The sequence below is a fragment of the Chitinophaga polysaccharea genome, assembly GCF_902150045.1.
Taxonomy (GTDB): Bacteria; Bacteroidota; Bacteroidia; order Chitinophagales; family Chitinophagaceae; genus Chitinophaga; species Chitinophaga polysaccharea_A.
Genome location: NZ_CABFVU010000001.1, coordinates 259,289 through 276,819 on the forward strand (window position 1 = coordinate 259,289; position 17,531 = coordinate 276,819).

The window sequence follows — 17,531 nt, forward strand, 5'->3', positions numbered from 1 at the left end:
CAGGGGATCATACCCCTGCCTTATTTTTTTCCCGCCAGCATGGGCACAAAAGAGAAGTTATCGAACAGTTCCTGCTCGTTCTCGGTTTCACTGATTTTTGTGATCCGCAGCATACGCTGCACCTCCTGCCCGCCCACAGGAATTACCATCTTCCCTCCTATTTTCAGCTGCTGCAGTAATTTTTCAGGAATATGCGGCGCGGCGGCAGTAACCAGCACTTTATCGAAAGGCGCATAGGTAGACAAGCCCTCATAACCATCTCCATAAAAAAACCGGAGATTGCGATATTGGGCTTTAAAAGGAAAATGCTTTACCTGGTCAAACAGCTTGCGTTGCCGCTCTATTGTAAATACATTGGCTTTCAACTCAGCCAGCACACAGGCCTGGTAGGCGCTGCCGGTGCCTATTTCAAGCACCTTTTCGTAAGGTTTAACCTCCAGGAGCTGCGTTTGATAGGCTACTGTATATGGCTGTGAAATGGTTTGCCCCTCCCCGATAGGGAAGGCCCTGTCGTCGTAGGCTATACTTTCAAAAGCCGTATCAAGGAAAAAATGCCTGGGAATATTGCCAATAGCCGCCAGGACGCTTTCATCTGTAATACCTTTCTGACGGATACTATCAACTAGCTGTTTACGTAATCCTTTTTGTTTATAAGTATCTTCATACCGCCTCATGGCCGCAAAATTAACCAATACAAGGGATTTTCAATGTATTTTGAAATCGGTAATTTCACACATTCATTTTTTTATTTTTACTTTACAATCCATTTTAGCACTTACGGCTCACAAAAAAAAGACCATGGATATAAATATTCAAAGCAAAGTAGACCAATGGCTCAACGGTAATTACGACGCTGAAACCGTTGCCACACTGAAGAAAATGCAGGAGGGAAACCCCGATGAACTCAACGACGCCTTTTACCGTAACCTCGAATTCGGCACCGGTGGCCTCAGGGGCATTATGGGCGTTGGTACCAACCGCATGAATAAATATACTCTTGGAATGGCCACCCAGGGCTTCGCCAATTATCTCAAAAAAACCTTTACCGGCGAAATCAAGGTAGCCATTGCACACGATAGCCGCAATAACGCCCGCTTTTTTGCCGAAACCGTTGCCAATGTTTTCGCTGCCAACGATATCAAAGTGTTTCTTTTTGAAAGCCTGCGCCCTACCCCGGAGCTTTCTTTCACCATCCGCCACCTGAAATGCCAGGGAGGTGTAGTGCTCACCGCCTCTCACAACCCTAAGGAATACAATGGATACAAGGCCTACTGGAACGATGGCGCCCAGCTGGTGCCACCGCACGATAACAACGTGATCCGTGAAGTGGAAAACATCGTTTCCCCGGATGATGTGAAATGGACCGGCGGCGAAGCCAATATCACCCTCATCGGGAAAGAAGTGGACGAAGCCTACCGCAAAGAGCTGCTCAGCCTGTCCATCAACCCGGACATCAACAAACAACAGCACGATCTTAAAATAGTATATACGCCCATTCACGGTACCGGTATCACCCAGGTACCCCAGCTGCTGGAACAATACGGTTTTACCAATGTAAACATTGTACAGGAGCAGGCTACCCCGGATGGTAACTTCCCTACCGTAGTGTATCCTAACCCTGAAGAATCCGAAGCCATGAACCTGGGCCTCAAAAAGGCCAAAGAACTGGATGCGGATATCCTCCTGGGCACCGACCCCGATGCAGATCGTGTAGGCATTGCCGTGAAAGACCTGAAAGGCGAATGGATCCTGCTCAATGGTAACCAGACCGGCGTACTGCTGTTTAACTACATCGTGGAAAACCGTAAAAGCAAAGGCCTCGCCAAAGCAAACGACTATATTGCCAAAACCGTGGTAACATCCGACCTGATCGATGTGTTTGCCGCTAAAAACAATATTACCTGCTATAATGTGCTCACCGGCTTCAAATGGATCGCTGACCTGATCCGCCGCAAAGAGCCAAAGGAAAACTTTATCTGCGGTGGTGAGGAATCTTACGGATATATGATTGGCCAGAATGTGCGCGATAAAGACGCTATTGCTTCTGTAGCCATGATCTGTGAAATGGCCGCCTATGCGCGCAGTCAGGGTAAAACCCTGTTTGAGCAGCTGATCGGCATCTATGTACGTTATGGCTATTACATGGAAAGTTTGATCTCCATTACCAAGAAGGGCATGAGAGGCGCCGAGGAAATTGCCGAAATGATGCGCGGATACCGCGAAAATCCACCGGTTACCATCAACGGCTCACCGGTTGTAACCCTTTACGATTACCAGCTGCAGCAGATCAGGGACATCAAAACCGGCAACATCAAAGCGCTGGACCTCCCTAAATCCAATGTGCTGCAGTTTATATTGGAAGATGGCAGCAAAATATCCGCCCGTCCATCCGGTACTGAACCAAAGATCAAATTTTACTTCAGCGTAAACGCCCCGTTAGCCAACGCAGGTGAATACGACAAGGTGACCGCTGAACTGAATCAGAAGATAAACGGCATTATTCAAGATCTGAAACTGAAATAAGCCACCGTCATCTGGAATGATGATACAACCCGGGAATGTTGAAAGAAGAACTCCGCCCTTTTCAGCATTCCCGGTATTGTTTTGATACCCGAATGAAAAAACCACTGCTTATCCTGATCCTGTTACTGCCTTTCATTGGCAGCATGGCACAAAAAAAAGTGCCTTTTTCCACTATACCCGATACTACCATCACCTCACGCGTATGGATCCTGAGCGGTGCTACTGCAGCCCTTTATGGCGCTGGACTGGCAGCCCTCAATACCGCCTGGTATAAAGGATATCCTAGGGAAGGCTTCCATTTTTTTAATGATATGGGAGAATGGAACCAGGTAGATAAGGCCGGGCATATTTTCAGCGCTTACTTTATTGGTAAATACAGCAGGGAGATGTGGCGCTGGTCGGGGTTACCACGGAAAAAACAGATATGGATCGGTGGCCTGAGCGGGTTTGCCTATCAGTCGGTGGTGGAAGTACTGGACGGTTACTCTTCCGAGTGGGGATTTTCCTGGGGAGATATGGGCGCCAACGCCGTTGGCTCAGCCCTGCTCATCGGCCAGGAACTTGCCTGGAATGAACAACGCATCCAGCTTAAGTTTTCCGCGCATCCCCAGCATTACGACGATCCCGTGCTGCAGCACAAAGCAGATCAGCTGTTTGGCACTACTTTCTGGGAAAGGACCCTGAAGGATTATAACGGGCAAACATACTGGTTATCTGTAAACCTGTATTCTTTCCGGAAAGAAAGCCGCCTCCCCAAATGGCTGAATATTGCGGTGGGATACGGTTCACAGGGAATGCTGGGAGGCCGCGATAACACCTGGACAGATGAACATGGCATCCGCCACGATTACAGCCAGCTTCAGCGTGTGCGGCTGTTCTACCTTTCACCGGATGTGGATTTCACAAAAATACCCACCCGCAAAAAAGGCGTTAAAGTGATATTCCAGGTATTGAATATGCTGAAGTTCCCGGCGCCTGCCTTTGAAATCAATTCAAAAGGGAATGTAAGGCTGCACGCCGTTTATTTCTGATCCCTTATTCAAAATAAGCGGATACGATCTCCTCCCCGTTCATCTCCACCAGCACCATATCCTGTAAAGTAGTGGCCAGTGAATACCCGACAAAATCAACGGATAAAGGGAAGGATTTATGCTTACGGTCTACCAGCACGGCTGTCTGGATCTTTTTAGGCAGGAATTCCAGCAACGGTTTCAACGCATACAGCATGGTACGGCCGGAGTTGGCCACATCATCTACCACTACCACTACTTTATTATTAAAGTCTATTCCCTCGGATACGATCACTTCACCTGGATGCTGCTTATCCAGGCGCAGTTCTATTATATGGATTTTCAGGGGAGATATCTGTTCCAGGATAGCGGCCAGCTTATGGGCTATGATCACGCCACGGTCCCAGATACCGGCTAATATAATATCGGTACCATCGCTGTTGTGCTCATAAATTTCATAAGCGATACGCTCAATTTTCTTTTGAATGATATCCTGTGTTAGAATGATGTTCCTGCTTTCCATGAGTGCAAAAATAAGCAATTAGCATTAGCAGTCAGCACTTCGCAAAAAAATCAAATACCTTGTAGTAACAACTGACAAAAAATAAAAATCAGGCTAATCAGCATAATCATTCTAATCCTGAGTCAGACAAATTCCGCATCGCCGGAGGCGATCCACGCGTTTAGCCAAAAAAGACATAAATTAGGGAGTCAAATCTGAGCTAATGCGAATCGTACAAGAATTATTATTTGTGATCCTATTCGGAACCGCGGTATATCTTTTTGCCCAAAAGGCAAGCCGGATAAGGAAAAACATATTACTGGGGCGTGATAAGGACCTTAGCGATCATCCGGATCTGCGGTGGAAAAATCTCCTGCTGCTGGCTTTTGGCCAGAAAAAGATGTTCCGTAACCCACTGGTAGCTGTACTCCACTTTTTCGTATATGCGGGGTTCCTGATCATTAACATTGAGATCCTGGAAATCATCCTCGACGGTATTCTTGGTACGCATCGTTTATTCGTTCCCGTATTAGACGCCGTTTACCCGGTGCTCATCGGTTTATTTGAAGTGCTCGCCATATTGGTGATTGCCGGTTGCGCCATTTTCCTGGTGCGCAGGAACATATTAAAGCTGAAACGTTTCATGAGCCGGGACCTGAACGGGTGGCCCCGGTCGGACGCCAACTATATCCTGATCACCGAAATAGTGCTGATGCTGCTGTTCCTCACCATGAACACGGCCGACCAGGCCCTGCAGGCAAAAGGCGCCACGCATTATGTGGCAACCGGTAACTTCTGGATATCAGGTATGTTCGCCCCGCTGCTGAGCGGTATGTCTGAAAGTGCACTGGTAGCGCTGGAACGCGGCTGCTGGTGGCTGCACATTATAGGCGTGCTTGCTTTCCTTAACTATCTCCCCTACTCCAAGCACCTGCATATTATCCTCGCCTTCCCGAATGCATACTATGCCAGCCTGGAGCCCAAAGGCGAAATGGAGAATATGCCTGCTGTACAACATGAAGTTCAGCTGATGCTGCAACCGGAACTGGCTGCCAATGCGCCCGCCTCCGATACCATGCCTAAATTCGGCGCCAAAGACGTAACAGACCTTACCTGGAAAAATCTTTTGGATGCATACAGCTGCACGGAATGCGGCCGCTGCACCGCTGCCTGCCCGGCTAATATTACAGGCAAGCTCCTGTCGCCCCGCAAAATAATGATGGATACCCGCGACCGCCTTGAAGAAGTAGGCCGCAACATCAAAGCCAATGGCGGTTCCTTTAAAGATGATGGCAAAGCCCTGCTGCGCGATTATATCCTGGAAGAAGAACTGCGCGCCTGCACCACCTGCAATGCCTGCGTACAGGAATGCCCGGTGAGCATCAACCCGCTTGATATTATCCTCCAGCTGCGCCGCCACCTGGTAATGGAAGAATCCAGCGCACCAGCGGAATGGACGGGCATGTTCAGCAATATTGAAAATAATATGGCTCCCTGGAAGTTCAGTATGGACGACCGGGATAAATGGACCGGGGAATAAAGGATATAAAAAGTAATTCTTACCCACTTTCCATTGTTAGCTGATACCCAATGAAGAGGAAGTTTATGTGATCTTCATACCTCTAAAAATATCTTATTAGGAGCAATGTAACTTACAGCTATGATCACCATATGAAGTTTACACAGTTATCTTAATGCTCCCTTTGATTTTTATCACTGACACCGAGGTTATTCAACCTAACCATCGTGAAAACTTATCGGAATGTTATCTGCGAATTCGCATACTATCGGGTACCATTTTACCTTCCGTTACACCAGAAGTAGTTAAAATCCAAACTGGTGATAACCAATATAAAGAATCCTTTTTGTTTAGCAAATCGCCTTTCCCAAATTCAAACATGCAGGATTAAGGTCGTTTCCATTTGCAAATAATACAGATCCATCGGAGCGTTTGTTTAAATAAATGTATCCCCCGGCAAAGTGCATCTTCCCTAATGTCATCAAATGATCTAATTTGCCTTCTAAATATTAGTGATGACAAATTAGATCATTTGATGACACCAGGGAAGACGGGAAGATGCACTTTGTCGGGGCGATATATATCATTAGTGTCTAGTCGTTGACTCTCATCTATTTTTTTATTCCAAGCACTCTTAATAAACGGGGGCACAAAAATGGTTGAGCTTAAGTTACAACTCGTGTCATTGAAATCATAAATATGTGCAAAGTAATCCGACGTATCAAGACCATTTTCAGGGGCTGCAAATCCAAAATAAACTGCGTCTATTATTGTATAGATGGTAAGTAGCAAGTCATAACTTTTCCGTGGAGGTTGTCCACGCAGGAATGCAGACCATTAACGTTAGCCTGTTTCAATTTTAACAGATTATCTTTAAACTCTTTTGGAGTATTCTCCGATAGCTTAATGGAAGTAACTGTTCCGCTCTGGTTAACTGTTACCAACACGGCAAAAAGAGCTGATTTTCCAGCCATTACAAAAGAGGGGGACATGGGCACTTGCGAAAAAAAGAACCTTGTCAGCGTGTCAATCTGATCATCTAATAACTTATTCTGCGCATGCAATCCAGATGAAATAAACATAAAAAAGATGGAAACCAACACCACAAAATGCCTGGTCTTCATAAATCTAAATTTACTAATTGTTTAACTATTTACAACCAGAAGGTGTTCCCTTTTGTCCGTTTAGTATGCTACAGCAATCTTCAATATATCCAAAGCTGTTCCAGTATAATTCTGGAAATCCTTCATCTGAAGACTTGAGAACTGATACGTTTTAACCAAACCTATCCATCCCAAAGCATTAGCATCCCCGTCGCTCATAGCAGGGAACAGAGCCTTTAACCCTTCCGCTATCTTTTGACGATAGCTCTCAGCCATTGTTTCGTGCTGAAGAATTATTGGTACATTGTTGATAGCGAATACTCCGTGAATGATTTCGTGATAAATGGCAGTAGCAATAACTTCTTTGGATTTGCCTGGCAAACTATCCTGATCTAAATTAAAATTCCCACCATTTCCACCCAACGAGTTAACAGTCTTAGCCACCCAGCTTTTCAGTTGCTTAGAGATCGCTGCATTAAGCATTGCCTGCAAACATGGATTTGAAAGATTATTCTTGATATCTTTTACCGTTACGTCACCAGAAGTAGCGGATGTGGAACTTCCACCACTTCCTCCGCTAGTAGGAATTGGATTATTAGGAGTTACCGGCCCTCCAGGCTTAGGCAGTACCGGCTCTGAAGGAAAAGGAATATTAGTACCAGGGGTGCTCGGAGTGCCAGGTCGGGGTGCGGTTATTTCCACTTCAGGAAGGTCAATTTCAAAGGCTGGACCATCGTCATCCACGCCTGCTGGTTTTTTCTTTGGCTTCGGCGGATCTATGGGATCATCCACCATCAAAGCTCGTGATTTGTATTTCAGGTCGCCAATCACAAGCCCGTCTTTAAAACGTCTGCCCCTAACAGGAACGTTCTCAAATGGATCAAAAATAATTATGTCACCGGTAAAATCCCGTTGGTCACAAATTGCCTCATGCCTTCATCTCCATCCCTGCTTTTTGCAGCCAGATATGCTTTACCCGGCCGTATTTCTTGAATAGCTCCTAAGATAATCCCATTTGAATCTTTCTGAAACAAAATGTCCCGGTAGCCGACCGGAAGATAATAATCGATTAATGGAACTTTTAGAATGCTCGATTTGTCTTGAAATTTAAAAAACTGAGCATTTCCCCAATCCGGAGTTCCAGGATTACAGTGTTGCAGCGTTATCGGCTGAATACCTGATGGCCCGAGTGAAAGCCAGTTCTTCGCCTCTTCAATCGAAATATCGGTTGGCCGATTTTGGGTTAATTCAGAAGTTTCTTTTTGGCAGCCGGACATAGCTAAAAGCAAAAGAACAAGCGCAGCCACGTACGACTTGAGGGGTTGCACAACAATCTTAATCATAATTAAGGTGGGGTGTGTTAATTAAAAAATTACTCTCAAACAATATTTGCATCAAAAACTTGTTTCGACTGATATGGACAAAATGGATCATACAAATTAACACACAAGATAAATTTATTACATTTGAGACTATTGTCTATAGTAAATAGAGTTGGGGGCCAGCGGTGCCTTAAAAATGGATTATGTATACATACTGTGTTTTGACGGAAGCTTTACTCTTAACCAAGGATAGCAAGGATTATTAAGCAATGAAGTTTCTGAAATTGAATTATTGGCAACCGATCCGTTTTCGGTAATGCACAGCATACATTATAAAAAAGAAGCCGTCCCCTTTGTTTATGAGACGGCTTCTTTCTTATTGAACCTTTTTTTAATTCGCTCTTATAATCACATCCTTCGGCATCCCGGGAATCCCATTTACCTGTTTGGTGGTTTCGCCGTTATGCCCTGTACCTACGTTCAGGTAATAAATACTGCCCTGTACTCCTACCAGCAACTGGTTGCCATTCTCCAGCAGTTTCAGCATTGTAATGGTTTTGCCCCCAAAGCCCGAAGCCAGTTCCTTCACATCTTTATTCAACGGATTATACCGGTATACTTTATCTGCCTGTGAAAAATAAAATACCCCAACGGGCGACTCTGCCCACAACGTGGCCGCACTGATCCTATCCGCAATAACGGGCTTCCTTTTTTCCAGCGCATGGAACACAGGGTCCTGGCCAGTCCTGAACTCTACGCCAAACCGCAGCTCCCTGATCTGCCCGGCGCTGTCGCAAAACGCATAACATTCGTTATCTGAAAAACGGCCCAGGTGCAGCATATCCATCTTCAGGTTCTTGGGCGTAAAAGCGGAATCCTTTACGATATAATTTGTATCAAGATAATTCCCCCAATCCATTCTCACCAGCTTTCTTTTTGTTTCTTCAAAGCCCAGGAAATAGCCCCGGTTATCAGGATCGCTGGCGATGATAGTGGGAGCCAGGCTATATGTGCCCGATAATGGTATCCCCATATAACCGTAGTAAGTGGCAAATGGAGCGGTTTCTGTAGCGCCGCGGTATAATTGTTTATTGATAATACCTGCGGGTACACCAAGACTGGTAGGTATAAACGAAGATACCTGCAACGGGCCCGGATCTGAATAAAAGTTCTTTGCCAGTGTTCTTATCTTTTTTAGATTATTCGGATCAATATAAACACCCCCTGTTTTATAGGTAGCCCAGTAACCGGTAATGAGATTACCATAGTTAACATTCTGCATCATGGTAAGCTGCAATGCGCCGGCAGGGAGGGTATCCTGGTTGATGTTCGTATATACGTCGGACTGTACTGTTCCATCTTCCTTAATAAAAGATATTTTGGAAGAAGTAACATCGTCGCTCAGCACAATGGTACCACGGGTAAATGCAGCCGTTCCGTTGATCACGAATTTATAATAGTACTTCATCTCCGTAACGCTATCGTACACGATATACACCGCAGGATAACGCGATGCCCCCAAACCGAATACAATACGCAGTTCCTGGCCGGTGTAATCCTGTGTGCCCATCTGGCCGGGAACGGAGATCTTCCATAATCCCTGGTAATTTTTATTACCGGAGGCCAGCAACACTTTTGGCGATATAATAAAACTATCTCCCACCACAGCGGTATAGGCAGTATCCAGCTGCGTGATCACCGGCTCTGCCAGCGGATGGTAATCGTAATTGCCTTTGTCTTTGTAGCAGGCGGTGAACAATACCAGCATGCCAATGATATATAGAAATGTATGTTTCATATGCGAATGCGATTTTGGTTATTGTGGTACTATCCGGTTACCATGTTCATCATGAAAGTAGTACCTGCCATCAGCGGCACTGTATTCCAGCGGATATTTTTTATTGAGATTACCGGTATTATAGAAATAATAGGTTCCATTGGGCTCCTGTCCTATCGCATAGCCTTTGTCTTTATAATCTGCGGTACGGGCGATGGGATCCATCATAAAGGCGCGGAACTGCCGCAGGTAAAACAGGGTTTTGGGAGTCGATTGCCAGTCGCTGTTATCCAGCTGCAACTCCGTAGTGCCGGAGGTGCGGATAAACAGTTCGTGCTTCACGCGGGAATAAACCCCCAGCTCACTTTCCCATACTACCCACCACAGCGGCTGTTCCAGCCGGTTGGAAAAAGTAACCTTTGCCGTATCATAGGAAGGAAACTCGTTGCCAAAAGAAGAAGAAGCTACTATCTTCAGTTTAAGCACCACTGAAGTATCCAGCAGCAACGGATCGGTTCCGTAAAGAATGAGTGGCAGGTAAGCCTTGCCTGAATCCGCAGGGATCCTATACGCGGTATCCAGTGCCTTGAAATGCAGTCCTGCTACGGCGGTAGAGCCATTGGCCACGATGTTTGCCTTAAACCACCTGTCGTACGGCGTACGCTCCCCGGAAATCCTTACCGGGAGCAAAAGCGTATCTGTTGATATTTCAGGAAAAAGGGCAAAGGAATAAAAGAAGCTATCTACCCTGGTGCTCTTTTTATCATCTGTAAAATCGAAATAAACATTACTATTCTCACGGAACAGCAGCTCGTCCTGCTTTTTGCATGCCATCAGCAGGAGGCAGCTGAACATGCTTATCGCTGTTATCTTTTTCATGTACAAAATTTTATCGGTTACCGTATGCGATTTCATCATCAGGAAGCGGCAGTACAAACACGCCATCTGAGGCTGCCACCGGCTTTCCCCCTAATCCAAGTATGGGTCTGTTTAAGCGTTTGTACATATAGAACAGCTGTCCTTCTCCATACAGTTCCTTGCGGGCTTCTTTCAGCAGTTCCGTATAAAAGCTCTGGGCATCTTCCGGCCCGCTGTATGGCCCGATGCCGCGGTACAGGCGCACTTCATTGAAATAAGCCCATGCTTTGGCAGGATCATTTGCAAAGGTGCATTCTGCCGCGATGTAATAAATTTCGCTCAGGCGTAATGCAGGCCCCATAAGATAATGCAGGTTATCATCTGTGCGTTTGTATTTTTCCAGTTGCAGGTAGGTGACCGAGCTGACCGATTGCTCACTGAACCATTGTTTAAAGCGGAAATCTTCCCCGCCCACTCCGGCTACTTCATAAATATTCTTTCCTTCTGTAGCAGATATAAACAACCCTTGTCCGTTGCCTTTCCTGAACAGATCGTTCATGGCGTCCTTTCGGTTAGGCATATAAAAACCAAATACCAGTTCCTTGTACAGTATCCTGTCTTTTTTTGCATCATTGCCGTTCATGAAATCTTCCTGCCGGGTCCATGGGAACTTTTTTGATGCAATGATTTCAAGCGCATTCTGTAATGCGTTCACCTTGTCGTTCTTATACAGGTACACTCTTGCCAGTTCGCCACATACGGCATAGTAATTTAAACGGTGACGGCGCTGTTGTACAAACATCTCTCCCTGGTCTTCCGTTGTAGAATCCCTGATCATGTAACCTACTTTATAACCCGGGTTAAGGATAGGATCTGTGCCACGCAGTATTGCTTTTGCAGTGGTGAGGTCTTTGATCACGGAATCCAGTAGCGCTGTTACGGTTTGCATAGCTGGGGCATTCTTTGAAAACTCCGTTGCATAGGGCACTCCGTTAGCAGCCGGTTTACTGGCAAATGATGGCGCGAATAACCGCAATGCATCAAAATGACACCAGGCGCGCATAGCCAGGGCTTCTCCTTTGATTAACCCGTAGTTAACATTGGAAAGGATATTTTTTTTCTGATCTACGTTAGAAAGAATCAGGTTGCTGTTGGCAATCACCTCATACAATCTTTGCCAGATCCTGTCTTTCCTGCCTATCAGCTCTTTGTCTTTATAATTATACATAGCTGCCTGCCGGTAGCCGGCATTGTCGGTAACAGGAACGGAGTAGTTCTGTGCCAGTACATCCGGTAATCCGCCCATCAGTTCCTTGCCATAGATATCTTCATTCAAACAAAGACTATAAAGGCCGTTCACGGCGTCTTTGAAGCCGTCTTCCGTTTGAAACAGCTCATCTCCGGATACTTCCGAGATAGGTTTAATGTCCAGCCATTTACTGCAGGAAGTGGCGAATAATAAAATGAGGACTAAATATCTTTTCATATATAATGATTTAGAACCTTGTTTGAAGTGAAAAAGTGAAGCTCCTGGCAAACGGGTAGTCGATACCTCTTTCCGCTTCTACGGTAGACCAGTAGCCGATATCATTCATATTGAGCGACAGGCGCAGGCTCCGCATTTTCAGACGGTTGTAGAAAGTGGCAGGCGCCTCGTACGAGAGATAAAGCGATTTAAATTCCAGCCTGTTTTCCTTTTGCACAAAACGGGAAGAAGCCCTGGTAAGCGATTGGTCGGCAATATCTTTATAGAAGGTAACATCGCCTGGTTGCTTCCACCGGTCGGTTAATACGCGGGCATCCACATTAAACCGGGGGTCGGCATTTTCAACACGGTCCAGTAAGGTCTGGTTATAATAATCGCCGCCGAATTTAGTATAGAAGCTCACTTCCAGCATCCAGTTCTTATACACCATGTTACCGCCGAAAAAGCCTTCCAGCTTTGGTGTTTGATCACCCACCGGTACGGTATTTTTCACGTCATAGATATAGGTTTTGGTGCCGTCGGGATTCAGGAAAATTTCCTTACCGTTCTCCGGGTCAATGCCAAGTGACCTTACTGCGTAGATGGTGTTCATAGACTGCCCTTCTTTATAACGCAGGAGCGACAAGGATTTCAGCTCATCTTTTTCATTCTGTTGCTTGTCGATATCATCGTTGTATGCTTTCAGCGCGTTGGAAATTTTGGTGATTACGTTGGTGTTATGCACCATGTTGGCGTAAAGGTTTACCGACATATCACGGTTACGGTATACGTTGCCGCGGATGTTGAATTCATATCCTTTGTTTACCATTTCCCCCAGGTTTTCCTTATACTGGTAAAAGCCGGTGGAAGGCGCTACGTTGATGTCTGCCAGCAGATCTTTTGTGAGCTTATAATAATAGCGGGGTGCTATATACAGCCGATCGTGGAACAGGCCCAGTTCAGCGCCGAGATCGTAGTTTTGTGTGCGCTGCCATTTCAGGTTGGAGTTACCATATGCTTTAAAATGCGCACCTACGCCGGTGGAGTACCAGTCGCCGGTATAATACTCATACGTAGTATTGGAAAGATAGGCAGGGAAAGATACCTCTCCTGTTAAACCGGTGGTAGCCCTCAGTTTCAGCTGGGATATAATCGTGTTGCGCAAAAACTTTTCATTGTGAAGGTTCCATCCCAGTCCATATGACCAGAAAGGCGCCATACGTGCATCTGCCCCGAATTTTGAAGATCCGTCCACACGCAGGGTGGCGTCCATCAGCAGGCGGTTCTGGTAGGAATAGTTAATGCTTCCGAATGCGCCGGCCAGGCGTTCTTCGTAGGTTTCACCGGTTGGCGCTTTATCTTTTTCATAAGTCCGCGCGAAGGTGATATCTGTAAAGCGGTCGTTGGTAAAGCCCTGTGCTTTAAAGACCTTCAGCGAGCTTTTCGATTCCTGCATATTGAAGCCCAATGATGAGTTAAAGAAATGATCGCCTATTCCTTTGTTATAGTTCAGCACCACGTTACCATTGTACTGGATCTCATCGCGATCGCTGAATGTATAGGTACCGCGATCTTTCAGGTCATCGCCGGTTTTATCGAAGAAGTCGTTGCTATAGGGAGAAATAAACTGATCCCCTGTAGAGCGCCGCTTTGTTAAACTGAAATCGCCACGGAGCCTTAAGGTGCTGGTGATATTATACTCTGCTGAAAATGCGTCTGTAAACTCCAGGTATTCCGATTTATTGAAACTGGCCAGTGTAGCTTCATACATAGGGTTCAATACAGTATTGAGCTTCATGCCGTTGGTCTGGTAATCGGGCACATTCCATCTATCCAGTTCACGCAGCAGTTTGCCTGTGGAATCCGTTTTAGGGAAATAAGGGTTCATGCGGGCATAGGTGGAAAATTCGCGGTAAGGGGATTCGCGCCCATTTACCTGCGAAATGGTGAACTGGTTGCGGAACAGCACTTTGTTATCTTTCAGGCTGTATTGCAGGTTGGTGGCCAGGCTGTAACGATCGCGCCCTGAGCCTTTCATAACACCGGCATTGGTCTGATAACGGCCATCGATGATGTATTTAAGCGCCTGCGATCCTCCTTCCAGGGTTACAGAATGCTTATGTCCAAAATCCGTGGCCAGTGGTTGCGACAGCCAGTAGGTGTTTACCCCCGCCAGCACATTCCTGCGTTTGGCGTAGTATTGCATCTGCAGATCGTCCTGCGATTGCCCCAGCGCATTTTCGTATACGCCTGACAGTTTCTCGTACTCCAGTTTCTGTTCCCCGTTGAGCAGGTGGTAGGCAGTAAGGTCTGGCGTAGTAACGTTCAGTTCATAGCCGTAGGTGAGCGACAACTTCCCTTCTTTCGGCGGGCGTGTGGTGATCACCAGCACGCCATTGGCTGCGCGGGAACCATATACTGCTGTAGCAGCGGCATCTTTCAGCAATGTTACTGCTGCGATCCTGTTGGGATCAAGGTCATATACTGATTGTACAGGCACCGGGTAGCCATCAATCACGAACAATGGCAGGTTGGGCGTACTGTTGATCTGGTTGCGTGTAAGCTCTGTTGTTTTCCCGGTTGGTAACGCCGTGGTGCCTCTTACATTGATATTTGGCAGGGCATTGGGATTAGAGCCGGAGAAGTTGTTCTCCACCAGTTTAAAAGAAGGGTCGAACGACTGGATGCTGGCCAGGATGTTCTGGGGATTAAACCGTTTTAGCTCTTCTCCCGTAATAGTAACTGCCGAGCCGGTAAAGTTATCTTTCTTGATATTCTGGTAACCGTTTACTACCACATCTTTCAGCGACTGCATATCCGTAAGCAGTGTAACGGCAAAGGATGTACGTTTTCCGGCTTTTATCTCCTGCGTTTTAAAACCGATGTAACTGAATACCAGTATGGCATTATCGGGTACATCCCTCAGTTCAAAGCGCCCGTCGGCATTGGTTTGTACGCCAATGCGGGTACCTTTTACCATTACGGTTACACCGGGAATGGGCATACCGTCTTCCTGTGTTACCTGGCCTTTCAGCGGTGGTTGTACAGGCGCTTCCGGCATGCGCGTTACAGCTTCCGTTACTGCCGCAGCGGCCGGTACAGCGGTTGTTTCCTGTTGCCTGGGAGCGGTAGCAGTCTGCCTGGCCGGTTCTTTCCGGAAAACGATATAATTGTTTGCGCCTGCCTCTTCCACTTCCAGGTTTAAGGGCAACAATAAGCGGTGCAGGTAATCCTCCATTTTAACCGCAGCTGTTTTAGGCGCAGGAACAGTTGCTTTCAGGTCCTTAATGGTGTTGCCGGTGTAGTTGATGCGTATCTTGTAGCGGTTTTCCAGTATGGCAAATACTTCCTTCAGGGGAAGTGGCTGTTGCTGGGTAACCGGGTGGGCGGCGGCATACAATTTATCGTGCTGACGATGCAGGGGCGCCGTTGTAGCCGGCAACACACAAAGCTGTAGCAGCAGGGTCATAGCCATGCTTCCGCCAGCACGCCTGGCGTAAAATTCTATCATAGCAATAGATTAGGTTGGTTGAATAATTCTTACCTCGTTTATTATGGCTGATTATAATTCCATTGGTACATAAGTTCCCCCTCCCCATTTGTCGGGCAAGGCATTGTTTATGGCATCATTTAAATACTACTCCTGGTTGATCCTGTAAGTATGGGCGCCCGTTTTTGTAACGGTTACCTGTAACGACCTGGATAATGTTTTGAAAAATACTTCCACATTATCTGTAGGTACTGTTCCTGTAAATGTTTGCCGGCCCAGGCTTTCTTCCTGCAGCTCAATAGTGATGCCCAGGTTGTCCTGCAGGGATTTAATTACCTCCGTAATTGGCGTATCTGTAAACAAAAGCTTTTTACTTTGCCAGGAAGAATAAACTTCCGGGTCTACTTTTTTATTGGTCAGCTCATTGGTGGCGGCTGAATAAGTGATCATATCTCCCGGCTTCATGATAATAGGCGCTACCGTATCACGCCCGTGCGGGCGCAGCGCCAGTTTCACTATACCGTTGTTTAATACCACCTGGGTTTGTACCCTTCTGGTATTTACATTAAAAGCGGTGCCTGTTACCTGCACGTCCATATCGCGTGTATGTACTACAAAGCGCTGATGATTTCGTTTATGCGTTACCGTAAAAAACGCTTCTCCTTCAATCCATACTTCCCGGGCCTCTTCCTCATTCCATTTATCCGCATATCTCACGGAAGAATTTACATTCAGCCGCACTTCCGAGCTATCGGGCAGCAGTATGGTTTTCAGTTCTCCCATGGCAGTGGCCTGGTGTATTTCCCCGCCGGAGAACAGGAAAAAGGCTGCTGCATACAACACGGCGATCCCGGCCAGCACAGCCGCATAAGGCAGCCATCGCCTGCTTTTGATAGTATCCACTACCGGTTGCAGGGCAAAAATACCCCGTTTGCCTGATCGTTCTGTTTTATCGATCGTTTGCTCAATGCGGTTCCAGGTATCTGCTGCTGCGGTTTCGCCGGGTACGCAGTCGGGCGCCCCGATTACCTGCAGCCATTGCCTGGCCTGTGTCACTTCTTCACGCTTATCCGGATTACTGTGCATCCATTCTTCCCAGAAAGCGGCGGCACCGGCATCGTTGTCCAGTACCCAGCTCCGGAAAGAAGGCTCCTGCATAAAATCTGAAATAGTGAATTCCCTGAATCTCATCTTCAATACTTATAATGTAAAGCAAACCGGTGTTAAAATCTTAGCGTTCTGTTGCTACTTTTTTTTCATTTTTTTCCTGGCCTCTTCAATTGTCTGTTCAACACTCATTAAAACGGCCATAATAAAAAGAGGGTGACCAGTTTATCACTATGCTTTTTCAGGAAGCGCAGCGCCTGCGATAACAGTACATAGGTGGCATTTACGCTGAGCGACATCAGCGCGGCGGCTTCCTTTGTATCCAGCCCCTGGAAATAGCGCAGGTGCAATACCTCCTGCTGCCGCCGGGGCAGCTGGTTGATCACCTTTACCAGTTTCTGCTGCTGTTCCTTTTCCGATTCCCTGTCCATGATAATGCGCTCCGGGTTGGTGCTGAAGTCGGCTTTGTCCATCGACTGGTCAAACATCCTGGGCACGTAAAGGGGTTTCAGGCTGCGGAGAATATTTCTTTTAAGACTGGCCAGCAGGTAAAAACGGATAGTATCAGTAATGGATAAACGTTCCCGGCTGAACCACAGCGTTACAAAAAGATCGTGGATGCAATCTTTTACGATGGTTTCATCTGGGTGAACTTTCATGCCATAGTTGAACAGTGCAGGGAAATGCTGTGTATAAATGAAAGACAATGCATGCTTATCGCCTTCCATTACCTTGATCCATAGCTCCTTATCATTCAGGCTGGCGTACAACTCAGTAGATTTAAAATTTGTGCGGTTCTATTTTTTATCTTTATATTCAATTCGTCTTAAAGATATAAACAGTAATATTAGTAAG

Annotated in this window: 14 protein-coding genes; 3 read left to right on the forward strand and 11 right to left on the reverse strand. The window is 46.4% G+C overall.

From position 1 onward, the window contains the following. Nucleotides 1-20 precede the first annotated feature (20 nt). On the reverse strand, nt 21-674 hold the full coding sequence (locus FN124_RS01090) for a protein-L-isoaspartate(D-aspartate) O-methyltransferase (RefSeq protein WP_142682952.1): 654 nt from the start codon (nt 672-674) through the stop codon (nt 21-23). Between the two features lie 124 nt (nt 675-798). Between FN124_RS01090 and FN124_RS01095 the strand changes: the two genes are divergently transcribed. Together FN124_RS01095 and FN124_RS01100 are read left to right on the forward strand one after the other, a co-directional pair. Beyond that, on the forward strand, nt 799-2,523 hold the full coding sequence (locus tag FN124_RS01095) for a phospho-sugar mutase (RefSeq protein WP_142682953.1): 1,725 nt from the start codon (nt 799-801) through the stop codon (nt 2,521-2,523). 92 nt (nt 2,524-2,615) lie between these two features. Then, complete coding sequence (locus FN124_RS01100; protein ID WP_185937047.1) at nt 2,616-3,554, forward strand: DUF2279 domain-containing protein; 939 nt, start codon at nt 2,616-2,618, stop codon at nt 3,552-3,554. Between the two features lie 4 nt (nt 3,555-3,558). On the opposite strand, the gene FN124_RS01105 is transcribed toward FN124_RS01100, so the two are convergent. Continuing rightward, nucleotides 3,559-4,056 carry a phosphoribosyltransferase family protein gene (locus FN124_RS01105; protein WP_142682955.1) on the reverse strand — a complete coding sequence of 166 codons (498 nt, stop codon included), beginning with the start codon at nt 4,054-4,056 and terminating at the stop codon, nt 3,559-3,561. 202 nt (nt 4,057-4,258) lie between these two features. Between FN124_RS01105 and FN124_RS01110 the strand changes: the two genes are divergently transcribed. Beyond that, nucleotides 4,259-5,575: a 4Fe-4S dicluster domain-containing protein gene (locus FN124_RS01110; RefSeq protein ID WP_142682956.1), complete on the forward strand. Its 1,317-nt coding sequence runs from the start codon at nt 4,259-4,261 to the stop codon at nt 5,573-5,575. Nucleotides 5,576-6,321: 746 nt separating this feature from the next. Here the strand turns inward: FN124_RS01110 and FN124_RS01115 are convergent. The 9 genes from FN124_RS01115 to FN124_RS01155 form a co-directional block, all read right to left on the reverse strand. Then, nucleotides 6,322-6,678 carry a hypothetical protein gene (locus tag FN124_RS01115; RefSeq protein ID WP_142682957.1) on the reverse strand — a complete coding sequence of 119 codons (357 nt, stop codon included), beginning with the start codon at nt 6,676-6,678 and terminating at the stop codon, nt 6,322-6,324. A 60-nt stretch (nt 6,679-6,738) separates the two neighbouring features. After that, nucleotides 6,739-7,488, reverse strand: coding sequence for a hypothetical protein (locus FN124_RS01120; RefSeq protein ID WP_142682958.1), 750 nt, complete (start codon nt 7,486-7,488; stop codon nt 6,739-6,741). A 59-nt stretch (nt 7,489-7,547) separates the two neighbouring features. Further along, entirely contained in the window at nt 7,548-8,000 is a 453-nt protein-coding gene (locus FN124_RS01125; RefSeq protein ID WP_142682959.1) for a hypothetical protein, read from the reverse strand. Nucleotides 8,001-8,370: 370 nt separating this feature from the next. Then, entirely contained in the window at nt 8,371-9,777 is a 1,407-nt protein-coding gene (locus tag FN124_RS01130) for a PKD-like family lipoprotein (RefSeq protein ID WP_142682960.1), read from the reverse strand. Nucleotides 9,778-9,795: 18 nt separating this feature from the next. Next, on the reverse strand, nt 9,796-10,635 hold the full coding sequence (locus FN124_RS01135; protein ID WP_185937048.1) for a DUF4843 domain-containing protein: 840 nt from the start codon (nt 10,633-10,635) through the stop codon (nt 9,796-9,798). Between the two features lie 10 nt (nt 10,636-10,645). Beyond that, entirely contained in the window at nt 10,646-12,100 is a 1,455-nt protein-coding gene (locus FN124_RS01140; RefSeq protein ID WP_142682962.1) for a RagB/SusD family nutrient uptake outer membrane protein, read from the reverse strand. 10 nt (nt 12,101-12,110) lie between these two features. Then, nucleotides 12,111-15,590 carry a SusC/RagA family TonB-linked outer membrane protein gene (locus FN124_RS01145; RefSeq protein ID WP_142682963.1) on the reverse strand — a complete coding sequence of 1,160 codons (3,480 nt, stop codon included), beginning with the start codon at nt 15,588-15,590 and terminating at the stop codon, nt 12,111-12,113. Between the two features lie 126 nt (nt 15,591-15,716). Next, entirely contained in the window at nt 15,717-16,760 is a 1,044-nt protein-coding gene (locus FN124_RS01150) for a FecR domain-containing protein (RefSeq protein WP_142682964.1), read from the reverse strand. Nucleotides 16,761-16,867: 107 nt separating this feature from the next. Continuing rightward, nucleotides 16,868-17,446, reverse strand: coding sequence for an RNA polymerase sigma factor (locus FN124_RS01155; protein WP_142682965.1), 579 nt, complete (start codon nt 17,444-17,446; stop codon nt 16,868-16,870). Nucleotides 17,447-17,531 lie beyond the last annotated feature (85 nt).

What these genes read in the sequence shown, in the direction of transcription:
- FN124_RS01125 (WP_142682959.1), bottom strand. Translation starts at nt 8,000, where the DNA reads ATGATTAAGATTGTTGTGCAACCCCTCAAGTCGTACGTGGCTGCGCTT.
- FN124_RS01150 (WP_142682964.1), bottom strand. Translation starts at nt 16,760, where the DNA reads ATGAGATTCAGGGAATTCACTATTTCAGATTTTATGCAGGAGCCTTCT.
- FN124_RS01130 (WP_142682960.1), bottom strand. Translation starts at nt 9,777, where the DNA reads ATGAAACATACATTTCTATATATCATTGGCATGCTGGTATTGTTCACC.
- FN124_RS01135 (WP_185937048.1), bottom strand. Translation starts at nt 10,635, where the DNA reads ATGAAAAAGATAACAGCGATAAGCATGTTCAGCTGCCTCCTGCTGATG.
- FN124_RS01115 (WP_142682957.1), bottom strand. Translation starts at nt 6,678, where the DNA reads ATGAAGACCAGGCATTTTGTGGTGTTGGTTTCCATCTTTTTTATGTTT.
- FN124_RS01140 (WP_142682962.1), bottom strand. Translation starts at nt 12,100, where the DNA reads ATGAAAAGATATTTAGTCCTCATTTTATTATTCGCCACTTCCTGCAGT.
- FN124_RS01145 (WP_142682963.1), bottom strand. Translation starts at nt 15,590, where the DNA reads ATGATAGAATTTTACGCCAGGCGTGCTGGCGGAAGCATGGCTATGACC.
- FN124_RS01095 (WP_142682953.1), top strand. Translation starts at nt 799, where the DNA reads ATGGATATAAATATTCAAAGCAAAGTAGACCAATGGCTCAACGGTAAT.
- FN124_RS01090 (WP_142682952.1), bottom strand. Translation starts at nt 674, where the DNA reads ATGAGGCGGTATGAAGATACTTATAAACAAAAAGGATTACGTAAACAG.
- FN124_RS01100 (WP_185937047.1), top strand. Translation starts at nt 2,616, where the DNA reads ATGAAAAAACCACTGCTTATCCTGATCCTGTTACTGCCTTTCATTGGC.
- FN124_RS01105 (WP_142682955.1), bottom strand. Translation starts at nt 4,056, where the DNA reads ATGGAAAGCAGGAACATCATTCTAACACAGGATATCATTCAAAAGAAA.
- FN124_RS01110 (WP_142682956.1), top strand. Translation starts at nt 4,259, where the DNA reads ATGCGAATCGTACAAGAATTATTATTTGTGATCCTATTCGGAACCGCG.